The 15,468-nt window shown below is 62.6% G+C and carries 13 protein-coding genes; 7 read left to right on the top strand and 6 right to left on the bottom strand.

Annotated features, from left to right (window positions below):
• Nucleotides 1-245: 245 nt before the first annotated feature.
• On the bottom strand, nucleotides 246-1,571 hold the full coding sequence (gene gudD, locus FIV35_RS16885) for a glucarate dehydratase (protein WP_034136819.1): 1,326 nt from the start codon (nucleotides 1,569-1,571) through the stop codon (nucleotides 246-248).
• 19 nt (nucleotides 1,572-1,590) lie between these two features.
• On the bottom strand, nucleotides 1,591-2,949 hold the full coding sequence (locus FIV35_RS16890) for an MFS transporter (RefSeq protein WP_034136820.1): 1,359 nt from the start codon (nucleotides 2,947-2,949) through the stop codon (nucleotides 1,591-1,593).
• Between the two features lie 324 nt (nucleotides 2,950-3,273).
• On the opposite strand from FIV35_RS16890, the gene FIV35_RS16895 reads away from it, so the two are divergent.
• From FIV35_RS16895 to FIV35_RS16905, 3 genes are all read left to right on the top strand, one after another.
• Entirely contained in the window at nucleotides 3,274-3,984 is a 711-nt protein-coding gene (locus FIV35_RS16895) for a FadR/GntR family transcriptional regulator (RefSeq protein WP_034136821.1), read from the top strand.
• 30 nt (nucleotides 3,985-4,014) lie between these two features.
• Nucleotides 4,015-4,710: a tRNA (adenine(22)-N(1))-methyltransferase gene (locus tag FIV35_RS16900; RefSeq protein ID WP_034136822.1), complete on the top strand. Its 696-nt coding sequence runs from the start codon at nucleotides 4,015-4,017 to the stop codon at nucleotides 4,708-4,710.
• Nucleotides 4,711-5,021: 311 nt separating this feature from the next.
• Entirely contained in the window at nucleotides 5,022-7,079 is a 2,058-nt protein-coding gene (locus tag FIV35_RS16905; protein WP_034136823.1) for a methyl-accepting chemotaxis protein, read from the top strand.
• Between the two features lie 56 nt (nucleotides 7,080-7,135).
• On the opposite strand, the gene FIV35_RS16910 is transcribed toward FIV35_RS16905, so the two are convergent.
• Nucleotides 7,136-8,293: a lactonase family protein gene (locus FIV35_RS16910; protein ID WP_052198905.1), complete on the bottom strand. Its 1,158-nt coding sequence runs from the start codon at nucleotides 8,291-8,293 to the stop codon at nucleotides 7,136-7,138.
• 82 nt (nucleotides 8,294-8,375) lie between these two features.
• Here FIV35_RS16910 and FIV35_RS16915 point away from each other — a divergent pair, with 82 nt between their 5' ends.
• Together FIV35_RS16915 and FIV35_RS16920 are read left to right on the top strand one after the other, a co-directional pair.
• Entirely contained in the window at nucleotides 8,376-9,311 is a 936-nt protein-coding gene (locus FIV35_RS16915) for a hypothetical protein (protein WP_231980909.1), read from the top strand.
• A gap of 108 nt (nucleotides 9,312-9,419) precedes the next feature.
• On the top strand, nucleotides 9,420-11,159 hold the full coding sequence (locus FIV35_RS16920) for an OPT family oligopeptide transporter (RefSeq protein ID WP_034136825.1): 1,740 nt from the start codon (nucleotides 9,420-9,422) through the stop codon (nucleotides 11,157-11,159).
• 41 nt (nucleotides 11,160-11,200) lie between these two features.
• On the opposite strand, the gene FIV35_RS16925 is transcribed toward FIV35_RS16920, so the two are convergent.
• Nucleotides 11,201-11,641: a hotdog fold domain-containing protein gene (locus FIV35_RS16925; RefSeq protein ID WP_034136826.1), complete on the bottom strand. Its 441-nt coding sequence runs from the start codon at nucleotides 11,639-11,641 to the stop codon at nucleotides 11,201-11,203.
• A 136-nt stretch (nucleotides 11,642-11,777) separates the two neighbouring features.
• Between FIV35_RS16925 and FIV35_RS16930 the strand changes: the two genes are divergently transcribed.
• Both FIV35_RS16930 and FIV35_RS16935 read left to right on the top strand, forming a co-directional pair.
• On the top strand, nucleotides 11,778-12,410 hold the full coding sequence (locus FIV35_RS16930; RefSeq protein ID WP_034136827.1) for a TetR/AcrR family transcriptional regulator: 633 nt from the start codon (nucleotides 11,778-11,780) through the stop codon (nucleotides 12,408-12,410).
• Between the two features lie 66 nt (nucleotides 12,411-12,476).
• On the top strand, nucleotides 12,477-13,103 hold the full coding sequence (locus FIV35_RS16935; protein ID WP_034136828.1) for a glutathione S-transferase family protein: 627 nt from the start codon (nucleotides 12,477-12,479) through the stop codon (nucleotides 13,101-13,103).
• A gap of 36 nt (nucleotides 13,104-13,139) precedes the next feature.
• On the opposite strand, the gene FIV35_RS16940 is transcribed toward FIV35_RS16935, so the two are convergent.
• Together FIV35_RS16940 and FIV35_RS16945 are read right to left on the bottom strand one after the other, a co-directional pair.
• Nucleotides 13,140-13,520: a cupin domain-containing protein gene (locus FIV35_RS16940; protein WP_034136829.1), complete on the bottom strand. Its 381-nt coding sequence runs from the start codon at nucleotides 13,518-13,520 to the stop codon at nucleotides 13,140-13,142.
• A gap of 76 nt (nucleotides 13,521-13,596) precedes the next feature.
• Nucleotides 13,597-15,360, bottom strand: a complete 1,764-nt coding sequence (locus FIV35_RS16945; RefSeq protein ID WP_034136830.1) for a S8/S53 family peptidase — start codon at nucleotides 15,358-15,360, stop codon at nucleotides 13,597-13,599.
• Nucleotides 15,361-15,468: the final 108 nt, after the last annotated feature.

A 15,468-nucleotide genomic window follows, 5' to 3' on the forward strand; every position in this document is an offset into this window, starting at 1 on the left:
TTTGCCAAGTCAACCGAAACAGTCGTAAGCTGCATGAGGACGCTCCCTTCCGCTAAGTGTGGGTAACACTTTAACTTTGGCACATAGATGCCGTTAGGAAGGGGGCGTCCATTCCATTACCACAGCGAGCCCGCTCACAGGGTTATGCGTCAGCCTTTAAGACTTGTGTGGGTACCTGTGTCTATCTGAGGCAAGTCGAATCGTCGCTCCGCCCCTTCCACATTTATCCGCTTTACCTGAAGGCTTCAGCGCACCAGGCAAGGCTGCTTATTATCAAACCGCCACCCCGGAATCAGGAACTGCATCGCCACGCTGTCATCCCGCGCGCCCAGACCCATGCCTTTGTACAGTTCATGGGCGTGGGCCACGGCGTCCATGTCGATGTCCACTCCCAGGCCGGGTCGGGTCGGCACCTTCACATAACCCCCTTCGATTTTCAGCGGCTCGCGGGTCAGGCGTTGGCCGTCCTGCCAGATCCAGTGGGTGTCGATAGCGGTGATGTCGCCCGGTGCGGCGGCGGCCACTTGGGTGAACATCGCCAGGGAAATATCGAAGTGGTTGTTGGAATGCGAACCCCAGGTCAGGCCCCACTCGTGGCACATCTGCGCCACGCGCACCGAGCCTTGCATCGTCCAGAAGTGCGGGTCGGCCAGGGGGATGTCCACCGATTGCAGCTGGATCGCGTGGCCCATCTCGCGCCAGTCGGTGGCGATCATGTTGGTGGCGGTCTTGAGCCCGGTGGCGCGGCGGAATTCGGCCATGACTTCGCGGCCTGAGTAACCGTTTTCGGCACCGCAGGGGTCTTCGGCATAGGCCAGTACGTGGTGCTGGTCGCGGCACAGGCGGATGGCTTCTTTCAGCGACCAGGCGCCGTTGGGGTCGAGGGTGATGCGCGCCTCGGGGAAGCGTTCGGCCAGTGCGGTGACCGCTTCGATTTCGGCATCGCCGCTTAGCACGCCGCCCTTGAGCTTGAAGTCATTGAAGCCATATTTGGCCTGGGCCGCCTCGGCCAGGCGCACCACCGCCTCGGCGGTCAGGGCGGTTTCATGGCGTAGGCGGAACCACGCATCGTCGCTGTCGGCCTCGTTGCGATAGGCCAGGTCGGTGGCCTTACGGTCGCCGACGTAGAACAGATAGCCAAGCATTTTCACCGCATCGCGCTGCTGGCCTTCGCCGAGCAGTGCGGCCACCGGCACTTCGAGAAACTGCCCCAGCAAGTCGAGCAAGGCGGCTTCCATGGCGGTCACCGCATGGATGGTGATGCGCAGGTCAAAGGTTTGCAGGCCACGCCCGGCGGCATCCCGCGAGGCAAAAGTGCTGCGCATGCGGTTGAGGATGCGCTGGTACTGGCCGATGGGTTGGCCGACCACCAGGCTGCGCGCGTCTTCCAGGGTTTCGCGGATGCGTTCGCCGCCGGGTACTTCGCCGACGCCGGTGTGGCCGCTACTGTCCTTGAGAATCACGATATTGCGCGTAAAGAACGGCCCATGGGCGCCGCTGAGGTTGAGCAGCATGCTGTCGTGGCCGGCCACGGGGATGACCTGAAAGTGAGTGACGATTGGCGTAGTCATGGCAGGTTCCTGATTGAGCTTAAAGAGGTTTGCTGAGAGCGGTGCTGGGCACTGTGCCGGGCGCAGTCAAGGTGGACGAGGGCGTGGTCTTGGCGAAGAACACCAGGATCGCCGCCAGTACCGAGGTGCCGGCCAGGCCGTAGAGGCCGCCTTGGATCGAGCCGGTGGTCTGCTCCAGGAACCCAAACGTGGTTGGCGCAACAAAGCCGCCCAGGTTGCCGATGGAGTTGATCAGCGCGATCACCGCCGCGGCGATGCGCACATCCAGATAGCCCTGGGGGATCGGCCAGAACAGCGAAGACGCCGACTTGAAACCAATCGCCGCGAAGCAGATCGCCACAAAGGCGAAGATCGGCCCGCCGGTGGTGGACATAAACATGCCCGCCGCCGCAATCAACAGCGCCGCCGCGACCCAGGCCTGCTGGAATTTGAACTTGCCCGACAGCGAGGCGAAGGCATACATGGCGATGATCGAGATCAGCCACGGGATCGAGTTAAAGAAACCCACCTGCACATCGCTGAGGTCGCCCATCTTCTTGATAATGCTCGGCAGCCAGAAGGTTGCGGCGTAAATGGTCAGTTGGATGCAGAAGTACAGCGCGCAGAACAACAGAATCTGGCGGTCTTTGAGCAGTTGGCCGAGGGTCGGCTTGACGCTGGTCAGCGCCTCGCGCTCGCGCTGTTCCTGGTCGATGGCGTCCACCAGTGCGTCCTGTTCTTCGCGGGTCATCCATTTGGCGTCGTGGGGCTTGGAATCGAGCCAGAACCACACGAAGAACCCGATGGCCACCGAGGCCAGGCCTTCGATGGCGAACATCCACTGCCAACCGTGCAGGCCAAACCCTTCGATCTGCAGCAGTGCACCCGACAGCGGGCCGGAGATCAGCGAGGCCACCGCCGAGCCGCTGAGGAAAATCGCGATGGCTTTGCCGCGCTCCACACCCGGCAGCCAGCGTGTGAAGTAGTAGATCACCCCTGGGAAGAAACCAGCCTCGGCCACTCCCAGCAGAAAACGCAGAATATAGAAGTGGGTTTCGTTCTGGATAAACGCCATCAGCGTGGCGACGATGCCCCAGGTGAACATGATGCGGGTCAGCCAGATACGCGCGCCGACCTTTTGCAGCAGCATATTGGAGGGCACTTCGAAAAGCGCATAACCAATGAAAAACAGCCCGGCGCCAAAGCCATAGGCGGCCGCGCCGATGCCTAGGTCATGCTCCATGTGCGTGCGCACGAAGCCGATATTGACCCGGTCGATGTAGTTGAGGATGAACATGATCACGAACAGTGGGAGCACATGGCCCTTCACTTTGCTCACGGCGCGCGCGAGGACCGGACTGCGTTCTGAAGCAACAGCTGCGTGGTTTGAATTGTTCACAATTCAAGACTCCCCCTGATTATTTTTATGCGGGTTTGGATGCTTTGTTGATAGACATCATACAAGTAGTTTTCTTGAGGTCGCAATGCGCTGCTCGGGATTTGTTCTTATAAAGCCCGCTATTCAGTGGGTATTTTGGTTATTTCTCAGCTTTCACTGGGTTTTTTGGCGGTTGTTAAGCCCGGAGTGTGGTCTCTGTCAAAGGACCCTAATAGAGCTTGATGTGTGATGTTGTCATACAAGTAAGAGGGTTTCGGATTCGTGTCACGCCGAACAGGCAGAATGTTAAGCTCCTCCCCAGCCCAGCCCCTTGGACCCGTCGCAATGCCCATCCAACCCCCAGCCACCCCGCGCAAACGCTCCACCAACCTGGCTCAAGGCGTGGTCGATGATCTGACCCAGCGCATCCTGCTGGGGCAGTTGAAACCCGGTGAAAAACTGCCGTCCGAATCCACCATCGTTCTCGAACACGGCGTGAGCCGCACGGTGGTGCGTGAAGCCATTTCCAAGCTGCAGGCGTCCGGGCTGGTGGAGACGCGCCACGGCATCGGCACCTTTGTGCTGGAGCCGCGCCCCCAAGAAGGCTTGCGTCTGCATGTGGACACGGTGGCCAGTGTGCGCAACATGCTGGAGCTGCGCCTGGGCCTGGAGGTGCAGGCGGTGGCGCTGGCTGCGGGGCGACGCTCCGATGCGCAACTGGCCCATATGCGCCAGGCCTTGGATGACTATCAGGCGTCCCTGGCCAACAACGACAGTTGTGTGGAAGAAGATAAACGCTTCCACCAACTGATTGCCGAAGCCACCGGCAATACCTTCTTCACCGAGATCATGCAGCACCTGGGCAGCGCTATGATTCCGCGCAGCCTGGTCAAGGGCGCCGAGCGTGGTGGTGCGGACTTCGCAAAGCTGGGGCAGTTGGCGCACCTGGAGCATGAGGCGATTTTTAACGCGATCAAGCGTCAGGATGCGGACGCGGCCCGCGCAGCCATGGTGCTGCACCTGACCAATAGCCGGGACCGGTTTTCCGGCGAGTAAGACGCTCGAACGCGCCCATAGGACCCTCAATTGAACGAACACACTTTATCCATGCGTCTGGAGCGCGTGGCGGCGAACGTGCCGTCGGGCGCGCGCCTGGCCGATATCGGCTCGGACCACGCATACCTGCCGGTAGCCTTGTTGCGTCGTGGCGCGATCAGCGCGGCGGTTGCGGGGGAGCTGGCGAGCACGCCGTTCCACGCGGCCCAGCGCACCGTGCGCGATAACGACCTGCAAGCGCACATCAGCGTGCGCCAGGCCAACGGCCTTGCGGCCATCGAGCCCGACGACGGCATTACTGCGATCAGCCTGTGCGGCATGGGCGGCGAGACGATTCGCGACATCCTGGACAGCGGCAAGGCGCGCTTGAGCGGCCGCGAGCGCCTGATCCTGCAACCCAATGGCGGCGAGGCACCGCTGCGCCATTGGTTGATGGATAACGGTTACACGATCCTCAACGAAGAGCTGGTGCACGAAAACCGCTTCTACTACGAAATCATCGTCGCCGAACGCGCCGGGCCGGTGGCCTACAGCGCCGAACAACTGTACTTCGGCCCACTGCAGATGCAGGCACGCAGCCCGGTGTTTTTGGCCAAGTGGCAACGGGCGTTGCGTCTGAAGCAGAAGGTGCTGGCAGGCCTTGAACAGTCGGAGCAGGGCGCTCTACACGGCAAGCAACAACACATCGCCCGGCAAGTGCAATGGATCCGGGAGCTGCTGGGTTAAGCACACCTCATCGCGTCTTCAAGTTTGCGCCGTAGGCAGCCGATAGCCTGCCTATGACGGCGGATGGTTGAAGCGTGTGCTTGTCGTCCCCTGCGGTGACACCGTCACTGCCAGGACTGAGTGCTTTCGCCCCATTTTCGAGCACGCTACGGCGCGTTTTTGCACATCGCCTGCCCTGTTTCGGGGCTGTGGCTCAACGGCCCGTATCTTGCTAGTCCCAGAATAATCAATGACATGGCGTTTTGCCGTTAGTCATTTCAAGGTTTCCCCCAGCGCTGCACCGCCTGGGTGGTTTGAGGGAGTAGTCGGACATGCACAGTTTGTTATCACCCGGTATCCGCCTGCTCGGACAGTTTGGTTTCGCGCGAAAATTCCAGATTCTGTTTTTCCTGTTCATGCTGCCCCTGGCGGGTAGCCTGTGGATGATCGGTCAGGATTACCGAGAAAAATTAACCGTGATTTCCAGCGAGCGCTCCGGTGTCCGCCAGTTGTTGGCGCTCGATAGCCTGGACGCGCAATTGACCGCCCAGCGCAACCTGGCTGCGCGCTGGAAGGCCGTGGACCTGCTGCGCGAGCCCACACCCGCCGCGAAGGCTGCCATGGCCGCCCTGGATGCCAACTACGGGCCGATCCAACAAAGCCTGCAAACCTTGGGTGAGACACTCAAGGCGCAGGACGTCAGCGCGGACATTCAGGCACGCTTTGACACCTTGCAAAGCGCGGTCAAGGGCCTTGACAGCCAATCCCTGCGCACCGTCGGCTGGTGGCCGGACGGCTACGACCGCTTCACGTCGGCGCTCGGTGCCATGCAGGCATTGCGCGAGCAGATCGCGCTGGACGCCGGCCTGATCCTCGACCCGTGGTTGGAAACCTACCTGACGATGCAAATCGCCACGCAGCAGACGCCCGACCTGATCGAGCGCATCGGCCGCATGGCGGGTATCGGCCAGTCGTCCATCGCGTCGGGGCAGTTCACCTTGCAGAGCCGCTTGCAGATGCGTGACCTGCGCAGCCGCATCGGTGATGCGCGGGATCAACTGATCAAGGCCGCCGTATCGCTCAAGGCCAAGCCTTACGCGGGTATGGAGCCGTGGACCGCGCAGTACGACAACAGCCTGCAGGTGCTGGACAACGAACTCAAAGTGCTGGACGACGGCGTGTTCGGCGGCACGATCAAACTCGACACCGCTGCTTTCGAGCGCAGTGTCGACGCCATGCTGAGCAGCCTCGGCGCACTGCGCAACCAGTCGCTCAATTCCCTGGACGCGCGCCTGGCGTATTACCACGATCGCTCACTGCAGCAATTTATCCCGGTGGCGGCGACATTCGGCCTGCTGGCCTTGGCGGCGCTGTACTTGTTTATGAGCTTGCAAGCTTCTATCCGGCGTAGCGCCAGTGGCATCACGACCCTGGCCGAGTCCCTGCGCGACGGCAATCTGTGCGTGGAAGTCGCGGTGCAGGGGCGTGACGAATTGGCGGCGATCAGCACGGCATTGAACGTGGCGGTGATGCAACTGCGCACCAGCCTGCTGGGGGTCAATCACGAAACCCAGCAGCTCGGCTCGGCGGTGGTCACCCTCAACACCCAATCGGGTAGCACCCTCAGCGAAGTCGAAGACCAGCAACATCAGATCAGCCAGATCGCCGCCGCCGCCACGCAGCTGGCCGCCACCTCCATGGGGGTCGCCAGAAGTTGCGAACAGGCCTCCGGCAGCGCCCAGCAAACCCGGCGCATCGCCGAGGACAGCAGCCGCGACAGCGAACGCACCACGGCCAGCATCCAGCAGCTCAACCAACGCCTGACCGACACCGCCGCCGCCTTGCAGCAAGTCAGCGATCAGGGCCAGCAGATTCAATCGGTGGTCGACACCATCCGCGGTATCGCCGAGCAGACCAACCTGCTGGCGCTCAACGCCGCCATCGAAGCGGCGCGCGCCGGTGAGCAAGGGCGCGGCTTTGCGGTGGTGGCCGATGAAGTGCGCAGCCTGTCCCAACGCACTCAGGCATCCACTGCGCAGATCGCCGGCACGGTAGACAGCCTACGCGCCACCGTGACCCAGGCCGTTACCCTCATGGGCGCCGCGTGCGAACAAGCACTGAGCGATGCCGAATCGGTCACCGGGCTGGGCGTGCGATTGGGCGAGATCGCCGGCGCGGTGCAGAACGTCACCGACACCTTGGCGCAAATCGCCACGGCGGTAGAGGAACAAGCGACCACGGCGGATGAAGTCAGCGGCAATATCCAACAAGTCGACCAGGCCGCCGGGCGCTTGCTTGACGGCGCCCGCGCGGTGAACCGCGCGGCGGACACCCTGAGCAAGGGCAGCCAGGCGCTGAGCGATAACACGGCGCGGTTCCGCCTGAGCTGAACCGAAGGGGGAGGGGGCTTGCTCCTTCCCCCTTCAAGTGTGCTCAGCCCTGGGGGTCAGTGCGCCGAAGTGCTCAACACCTCGATCCACAATGCCCCTTTGCCCGACGCGGCTTCACCCACGCGGTTCAAGCCACCGCCTGCGTTTACCGCATAGGTGCCGACTTGCTGGCTTTTTTCACCCGTGACCAGCAGCCATTTCCCGTTCGGCGAGAACGCGATGTTGCGCGGCTGTTTTTCTTCGACCGGGTAGTTGTCCAGGAAACACAGTTCGCCGGTGCCTGTGTTCACCGCAAATGCCGACACCGAACTGCTGGTGCGCTCGCTCATAAACAGCAGCTTGCCATCGGGCGACAAACGCAGGTCGGCCGCCCAGATGCGCGGTGTGGGGTCGTCTTTCAAGTCATTGTTGCGGGCGTCCCGCACTTGGCCGGGCGCCAGGTTCAAGCGCTCGGGTATGCCATTGGCCACGCCGATCCGGGTCAGCGCGCCGCTGTTGTGGTCGATGGCGAACGCGATGACGGTGCCGCTCATTTCGCCCACCACGTACAAAAATTTGCCATCGGCAGAAAACGCCAGGTGCCGAGGCCCGGTATTGGCCGGCACGCTCACGTAGCCGCTGCCGATGGGGCTGAGGGCGCCGGTGTCGGCATCGAAACGGTATTGCAGCACCTGGTCCGTGCCCAGGTTGCCCGCGTAGGCAAAGCGATTGCTCGGGTCGGTGCGCAGGGAGTGCGCATGCAGGCCGGTCTTGTAGGTGAGGATCGGCTCGGCCTTATCGACAGGCTGCACGCTGAGGGTGTCGGCGCCATACGAGGCGGCGAGCAGGTAACGCCCGGTGCGGTCGGTGGCCAGGTACGCCATGCTTTCGGCCAGCGGCGCTTTGGCTTTTGCGCTCAAGCGTCCGGTGGTGGGGTCAATGTTGAACGCCTGAACCTGGAATGGCTTGACCCGCAACGCGGCATACAAGGTTTTGCCGTCGGGGCTCAGGGCCATCGGGTTGACCTGATCGCCGGCCGCCACCTGACTCACCAGGTTCAATGCGCCGTTGTCTTCGTTCAGGCTGTATTGGGAGATCAGCCCGTCACCGGGGCTGGAGATATAGGCGAAGGTAGCCGCGTTGGCGTGGGCGCTGAGGCCGCAGATGACTGCAGTAGCCAGGAGGAGGGGAGTGTTCACAGGTGATCCTTTATTTTTATGGTTGTGATCAGTCATCGTATGACTGTATCGCGGTTGGAGCAATGCCTGTGTTGATCGACGTCATCAGCGGTGTCGCTGACCCTGCGGGGAAGGCATGATGAGCGCCATGAACGAAGACCCCTACACGCGCTACTGGCGCTTTCATACTCCCGATCCCGACATTGCTCCACGCGAACAGGTACCGATGCTCGCTGAGGAGCAGGCGTGGGCCTACGAGCGCGCGCGCGGGCAACGCTTTGACTGGCTCACGGTGCTGATGGCGCCGCTGTGTCTGGGCGCGGTCCTACCGTTCCTGGTATTCCTGACGGGTTTGTGGCTATTGAGCGCCACGTTCATGCCGACACTGGCGGTTGATCGCATCGTCGGCAATACCTTTGGCTGGCAAGTGCTGGTGACGCTGATAGTCATCGTGGCCTGGGGGCTGCGTAACTACCTGCGCGACCGCCGCGACCCGGTCATACGCTACTGGGCGGCGATGCCGGGCCAGGGCGTGGTGGAACTGGAGCGCCACAGGCTGGTGGCGGGTACGTGTCTGTGGGTGTCGGACTTCGACCCGGACTGCAACACGCTGACGCAGTGGAAGGATGGCGAGTGGAGCAGTACCCAGAGCAGCGGAGTTTCACAGTGGATCGTGGCCACGACTGCGGCGGGCCACTGGCTGGTGCTCAGGGAAGAATACGCCGGCAATTTCACCTATAACCGCGTCGGACGTATGCCAGCCCTCGACAAACAACTGCACCCCGCCCAGAACCTGGCCGTGGCCTTCGCCCCCCGCACTAACGTGATGCTCGGGCGCCGCTTCGATGGCGAACCGATACCGTTGACCCGCACCACGTACTGGTTGTCGGCCGACGAACACAAGCGCCTGACGGAGCTTGCGCACCACTGGCATTTTTCCCCGCCGGACCGTTACGGCGTAATCAATCCCCAGGATGCAGCCTGGGTACAGCGACTGGTGGACAAGGCGCAGGCCAGCGCAGAGCCGGCCCGCTCACCACATCAAGCTCTCTCAATCCAACAAGGCTGTTCATAGCAGCAAGTCCGCTCAGCACAAACACAGGTTCGGGTGTCGTTTCAGGAACCTTCGAGGCTGAGGGGGCTCACTTGTTGGGTCGCTCTTTTTTTGCTGAAAGGACTCCGCATGCCTTCCACTCGGCCAGTGCTCCCTGAGCACGGCCCTATCAAACGCGAGCTGAGCCTGCGCGCCGTCGTCACCGGTACGCTGCTCGGTATCCTGCTCACGCCTTCCAATGTCTACGCCGGGCTGAAGATCGGCTGGTCGTTCAATATGTCAATCATTGCCCTGCTGGTCGGCTACGCGATCTGGCAAGGCCTGGCCCGGCGTTCGTCCCAGGCGCTGCCGTGGACGTTGCATGAAAGCAATATCAACCAGACCGTCGCCTCGGCCGCCGCGTCGATCATCTCCGGCGGGCTGGTGGCGCCGATTCCGGCCTATACCTTGCTGACCGGCAACCAGTTGGACGCGTTGCCGATGATCGCCTGGGTGTTCTCGGTGAGTTTTCTGGGGATCTGGATCGCCTGGTACCTGCGGCCCTCGTTGCTCAATGACAACGCGCTGAAATTTCCCGAAGGCATGGCCACCCTGGAAACCCTGCTGCACATCTACAACCATGGCCGCGAAGCCGCGACGCGCTTGAAAGTGCTGCTGGGCGCTGCGTTGCTGTCCGGGCTGGTCAAATGGGTGGACACGTTTCTATGGAGCCTGCCGCGCTGGTCGCCGAGCGCCCACTTGGAGCGCCTGACCTTCAGCGCCGACCCATCGCTGTTGCTGGTGGGGTTTGGCGGCATCATCGGCATCCGCGTCGGCCTGACCCTGTTGCTCGGTGCCGTGCTCGCCTGGGGTGGGCTTGCGCCATGGCTGCTTGCCGAAGGCTTGGTGATCGTGCCCGCCGGTAGCACCGGCCCGCAGTTTGCCGCGCTGGTGGAATGGCTGTTGTGGCCGGGCGTGAGCCTGATGGTGTGTTCGACCTTGGCGTCCCTGGCCATTCGGTTGTGGGCGCTATATGCGTCCAGCCGCTCTACCGGGGCGCAGGCTTGGCGTGTGCCCAAGCCCGGTCCGGCCGCTGGATTCGTGCTGGCGATTGCCTTGGTGGTCAGCCTGCAGGCGCTGTTGTTCGGCATCAACCTGTGGATGGCGCTGCTGACCATTCCGTTGGCGATCTGCCTGGCCGCGGTGGCCGCGCGCGTGGTGGGCGCCACGGGTATTCCGCCGATTGGCGCCATTGGGCAGTTGTCTCAGCTGAGTTTTGGCATCGTCGCGCCGGGCCAGGTGCCGATCAACCTGATGAGCGCTAACACCGCAGGCGGTTCAGCCGGGCAGTGCACCGACCTGATGAATGATTTCAAGGTGGGCAAGGCGATTGGCGCCACACCGCATAAACAGGTGATCGCGCAAATCCTGGGGGTTTTTATCGGTAGCATCGTCGGCGTATTCGCTTACCTGGCGCTGATCCCCGACCCACAAGCCATGTTGTTGACCGAGCAGTGGCCTGCTCCGGCCGTCGCCACCTGGAAAGCCGTGGCGCAAACCCTGACCCATGGGCTTGACTCGTTGTCGATCAGTATCCGCTGGGCGATTGGGTTGGGCGGCGTGATCGGGGTTCTGCTCGGCATTCTGGACAGCACCTTGCCCGCGCACCGTGCGCGTTACCTGCCCAGTGCCGCTGCGTTGGGCCTGGCATTTGTACTGCCGGCGTCGGTCTCGCTGATGATGGCCCTCGGCGCCGTGCTGACCTGGCTGGTGAGTTGCCGTTGGCCGAGCCTCACCGAGCGCTTTGCAATCACCGCTGCGGCGGGCTTGATCGCCGGGGAGAGCATCACCGGGGTCGGCGCTTCGCTGTGGGCAATGGTCAACGGCTGAGGTCGATACGGCTCGGCCTGCACCGAGCCGTTCTATGCGCCTCAGGCGATCTTCACGTTCATGGTGATGTTCGCGGTGAATACCTTCACACCGGCCTCATCGAAAATATCCACCGGCACGACCTTGTCGCCAGCAGTTTGCCAATCGATCCCCTCACCTTGAGCGACGGCGCGGATGTTCGACTTGGCCTTGGCCAGGTATTCCACAGTCATGCCCTTGGGAATCCACTTGGCGCCGGCGGGGATGGATACGTCGGTCATCATGCCGCCGGCCAATTCGGCGGCGTTGCACAGCGCGATCGCGTGGACCGAGGCCAGATGGTTGGTGATTTCCTTACGAAACGGCACGTTGACCACCGCGTGGCCGGGACGCAGCTCGCTGATTTCTGGGGTGATGGTGCTGAAGTACGGCGCCATCTGACACGCCAGGTTGCTGAATGCCGACGGGCCGACGCTGTTGAACATGCTGAGAGCCTGACTCATGGAACGATCCTCCTGATGGGTTAGCAGAATAATATTCTGTAACAGAACAATATTCCGTTTAATTCAGGGATGTCAAGCCGTGCCTTCTCTCGCGGCCGCTGTACCTTTAGACTCCGCACATTTGGCGAGCCTCTTCATGCAAGCACCCGATCTGATCGAGCGCGCCGTTCCCGGCCGGCGCAGTGAGCTTAAGCGCGGCATCTTGCGCCAGGCCCTGACCTGCTTTAACGAGGCGGGGATCGAAGCGACCACTATCGAAACCATCCGCGCCCGCTGTGACACCAGCGTGGGCGCGATCTATCACCATTTCGGCAACAAAGAAGGCATCGTCGCCGCGCTGTTTTTTGCTGCGCTGGACGACCAGGGCGCACTGCGCGACCAGCACTTGAGCAACGCCCACACGGCCGAGCAGGGCGTGGCGGCGTTGGTGCGCAGTTACGTTGAATGGGTGGATGCCGAACCGGACTGGGCGCGCTTTGTGTTCCAAGGTCGCTTTGCCGTGGCCAACGGCCCGTTCAAGGAGGAATTGCTCAGCCGCAATCAGCAACGCAACCGACAACTGAGCGAATGGATGACCGGCGAAGGTCGCCGCGAAGCGTTCAGCCATATTCCTGCTGAGCTGCTGCCATCGCTGATCATCGGCGCGGCGGAAAGCTATGCGCGGGCCTGGTTGTCCGGGCGCGTCAAGCACAGCCCCACGGCCTATGCCGACCTGCTGGCGCAGGCGGCCTGGGCATCGATCATGCACAAGTCTCATTCAGACGGTTGATGCACGGCACTCGGCCGCATTGGCGTAGTCTGTTGCTACACACCTACTGTCGCCCGCGGAGTTTGCATGATCACTGTCCACCATCTGAACAACTCGCGCTCCCAGCGCATCCTGTGGCTACTGGAAGAACTGGGCTTGCCCTACGAGATCAAGCGTTACCAGCGCGACCCCAAAACCAACCTCGCGCCGCCTGAACTCAAGGCGGTCCACCCACTGGGCAAGTCCCCGGTGATCGAGGACGGCCCCCATGTGGTGATCGAGTCCGGCGCCATCGTCGACTACCTGATCCGCCGCCACGGCCAGGGCCGCTTGCAGCCCGATCCGGCCAGCGCCACCTATGACGAATACGTGCAATGGCTGCATTTCGCCGAAGGCTCGGCGATGCTGCCGTTGATGCTTAACCTGTATGTCGGCCGCCTGGGCGACGCCGGCGCGCCGTTGCATCCGCGTATCGAATCGGAACTGGCCAACTACCTGGGTTACCTCAACGACGTGCTGGCGCGCACCCCGTACCTGGTGGGTGAAGCCATCAGCGGCGCGGATATCCAGATGAGTTTTATCGGCGAAATCGCCCAGGCCCAAGGCAAATTACAGGCTTACCCGCATCTGGCGGCGTGGCTGCAACGCCTGCAAGCGCGCCCGGCCTACCGCAAAGCGGTGGAGCAGGGCGGCGAGTACGCGTTCGCCAAATGACCGTGTGATGCAGGCGGCATTGTCGGCGAGGAATGTTCAGATCCACACATCATTCGTCGCCGTGCGATCGCCGCCTTCATGCCCGGTGTTCAACACGCCACGCGGCTCGATCATCAGCAACCGGGCTTCGCCCTCCGCAGCCGTGCGGTGCTGCATGCCCCGCGGCACCACATACAGCTCACCTGGCGCCACATACACCGGCCCGTCCGGCAGATCGATGCGCAAGGTGCCTTCGAGCACCAGGAACGCTTCGTCGGTTTCCGGGTGGGCATGCCAGATGAACTCACCTTCAATGCGCACCACTTTGAACTGGTAGTCGTTCATTTGCGCAACGACCCTGGGGCTCCACTGTTCAGGGATAAGCGAAGCTTTGTGAGCGAGGTTGATCGGTTGTGCGGTGGGGGTTGCCTGAGCCATCACGAAGTCTCTGATCATTTATAGGATGACCAGACTATCGACGCGACAGCCACACGGGCTTGCACGATTGTGCGCGTCAGCGCACCCGCGTACGGCTCTGCACCGCAAGGTCCAGGGCCTTTTGCATGTCCAGGCGGGCCGAGCGTCCTACGTCTTTGTCGTCAAGCCGGTAGTTGCGCTCCGAGGGCAGGATTGGCGCGGTGAGGTCTTGGGCGTCGCTGCGTTCGAAATCATGCTGATCACCGATAGTCATGGCGCTACGGCGCAGCAGCATGCGCAGTTGCTCGGGCTGCAACTGCGGGTTGATCGACAGCATCGCCGCCGCGAGGCCCGCCACCATTGGCGTCGCGTACGAGGTGCCGCAATGCACGGCGCCTTGTTCGTCGGCCCCCGGCGTCGAGGCGTGGGTGCAGGCTGCGGCGGTGATGTCCACGCGCATATCCACGTTCGATGAGCTGCGGGTGACCGCATAGCCTGGATCATCCACCCCCACGTCAGTGCGTTCGCTGCGCTGGTGCCCGCCCACCACCAACAGTTGCTCGGTGATAAACGAGGAGGGCAGGCGATAGTCATCGGTGCCGGAGAATGCCGAGCCATTCCCTGCGGAATTCACCACGATCACGTCGGGATGCTCCTTGCGCAGCCACAGGAAGAATTCCTCCAGCAGTTCCTCGTAGCCGCTCATGGCGATGCCCGAGCGCACCAGGGAATCGACCTCCTTGCCGTTGACGTCTTGAGTGCCGACGCGATGGATACCCCAGCTCCAGTTCAGCACTCGCACGCCGTCCTCCACCAGGTTGACCGAAGCGGCGATGTTGGCGGTGATGCCGGCGTCGGAGTTGCGGTCAACGATGACCTCGAAGCCGCCGCTGGCCTTATCCAGACCGCTCAGCAAGCCCCGGTTGCCGCCCTTGTCCCAGCGCGCCGCGAGGATGCCGGTGACGGTAGTGCCATGGCTGTCGGGCTTGGAGGTGTCGCGAGCGTACACGCAGGTGCGCTTGCCCGTGCATGCGCCGAGGTCGTCGGCGAAGTCCGCGGTGTCGAAATCCACGCCGCGTTCGATGACGCCGATGCGAATCGGTTGTAGCGTGATCGGTGTGTGGTGCCCAGGGATGCGCCGCTGATAGTAGGCCACCGCGTCGAGAAAACGGTTGGCGGCCCACTCGTCGGAGTCCGGCGCAGGTTTGTTCGGCGTGGCCTGTGGCGCGGCCTGCTCCTGTTCTTCAGCGCCCGACTCTTCGATCACCACCGCATCTACCCCGGTCTCGCTGCCCAGGCGCAGCACCAGCGCGTCACGCTGCATCAGGTCTTTGGCGGGCAAACGTAGCTGGTAGACATTCAGCGGCGCAATGGCACCGACCACCGTCGCCCCGTATTTGCGGGCCAGGCGCTCGGCTTCCTGGCGGCCGTTCTGGTCTTCCTCGATCAGCACGCTGACCAGGTCCACATAGGTGGTCAGGCCGTCCATGTTCTTTGCCACTTCATCCGCTCGGGCGGCCACTACATGGCTGTGGCGCAGAGTTAGCCATGCCGCGTTACTGGTGCGCGGGCCGTCCTCCAGCCATAACGGGCCGCTCTGGTAGTGGGTGCTGTCGAGGCGCAGGCGCAGGGTGTTGCCGTCACGCACAACGGCTGGCGCGGGCAGGGCCTTACCAGCCAGTTTCAACTGCGGCGAGGCAGCGCCCAGCCCGCGAACGCTGAGGCACCAGTCCTGCTCGTGGTTTTCCAGCAGGTCGCCGCAGCGCTTGAGGTTTTCCAGGCGCAGGGGCTCCTGGGCACAGGCGGCTGCGCTGGCGGCCAATGTGAAGAGGGTTGCGAGGGCGGAGGATTTGAAAGGCATGGGCCAGGTTCTTTGCCGGGAGGTGTTGTTCCGACTACGGCAAGGTGTGCCGCGTTCCAAGACTTTGAACTCCTGCGGCGCCGCTTGGCTCCTATTTCGTAAGGTTCT

The sequence above is a fragment of the Pseudomonas rhodesiae genome, assembly GCF_007858255.1.
GTDB lineage: Bacteria > Pseudomonadota > Gammaproteobacteria > Pseudomonadales > Pseudomonadaceae > Aquipseudomonas > Aquipseudomonas rhodesiae.

Coding starts and splice junctions, on each gene's coding strand:
- FIV35_RS16895 (WP_034136821.1), top strand. CDS start 3,274: ATGCCCATCCAACCCCCAGCCACCCCGCGCAAACGCTCCACCAACCTG.
- FIV35_RS16945 (WP_034136830.1), bottom strand. CDS start 15,360: ATGCCTTTCAAATCCTCCGCCCTCGCAACCCTCTTCACATTGGCCGCC.
- FIV35_RS16935 (WP_034136828.1), top strand. CDS start 12,477: ATGATCACTGTCCACCATCTGAACAACTCGCGCTCCCAGCGCATCCTG.
- FIV35_RS16915 (WP_231980909.1), top strand. CDS start 8,376: ATGAGCGCCATGAACGAAGACCCCTACACGCGCTACTGGCGCTTTCAT.
- FIV35_RS16905 (WP_034136823.1), top strand. CDS start 5,022: ATGCACAGTTTGTTATCACCCGGTATCCGCCTGCTCGGACAGTTTGGT.
- FIV35_RS16940 (WP_034136829.1), bottom strand. CDS start 13,520: ATGGCTCAGGCAACCCCCACCGCACAACCGATCAACCTCGCTCACAAA.
- FIV35_RS16920 (WP_034136825.1), top strand. CDS start 9,420: ATGCCTTCCACTCGGCCAGTGCTCCCTGAGCACGGCCCTATCAAACGC.
- gudD (WP_034136819.1), bottom strand. CDS start 1,571: ATGACTACGCCAATCGTCACTCACTTTCAGGTCATCCCCGTGGCCGGC.
- FIV35_RS16930 (WP_034136827.1), top strand. CDS start 11,778: ATGCAAGCACCCGATCTGATCGAGCGCGCCGTTCCCGGCCGGCGCAGT.
- FIV35_RS16925 (WP_034136826.1), bottom strand. CDS start 11,641: ATGAGTCAGGCTCTCAGCATGTTCAACAGCGTCGGCCCGTCGGCATTC.
- FIV35_RS16910 (WP_052198905.1), bottom strand. CDS start 8,293: ATGACTGATCACAACCATAAAAATAAAGGATCACCTGTGAACACTCCC.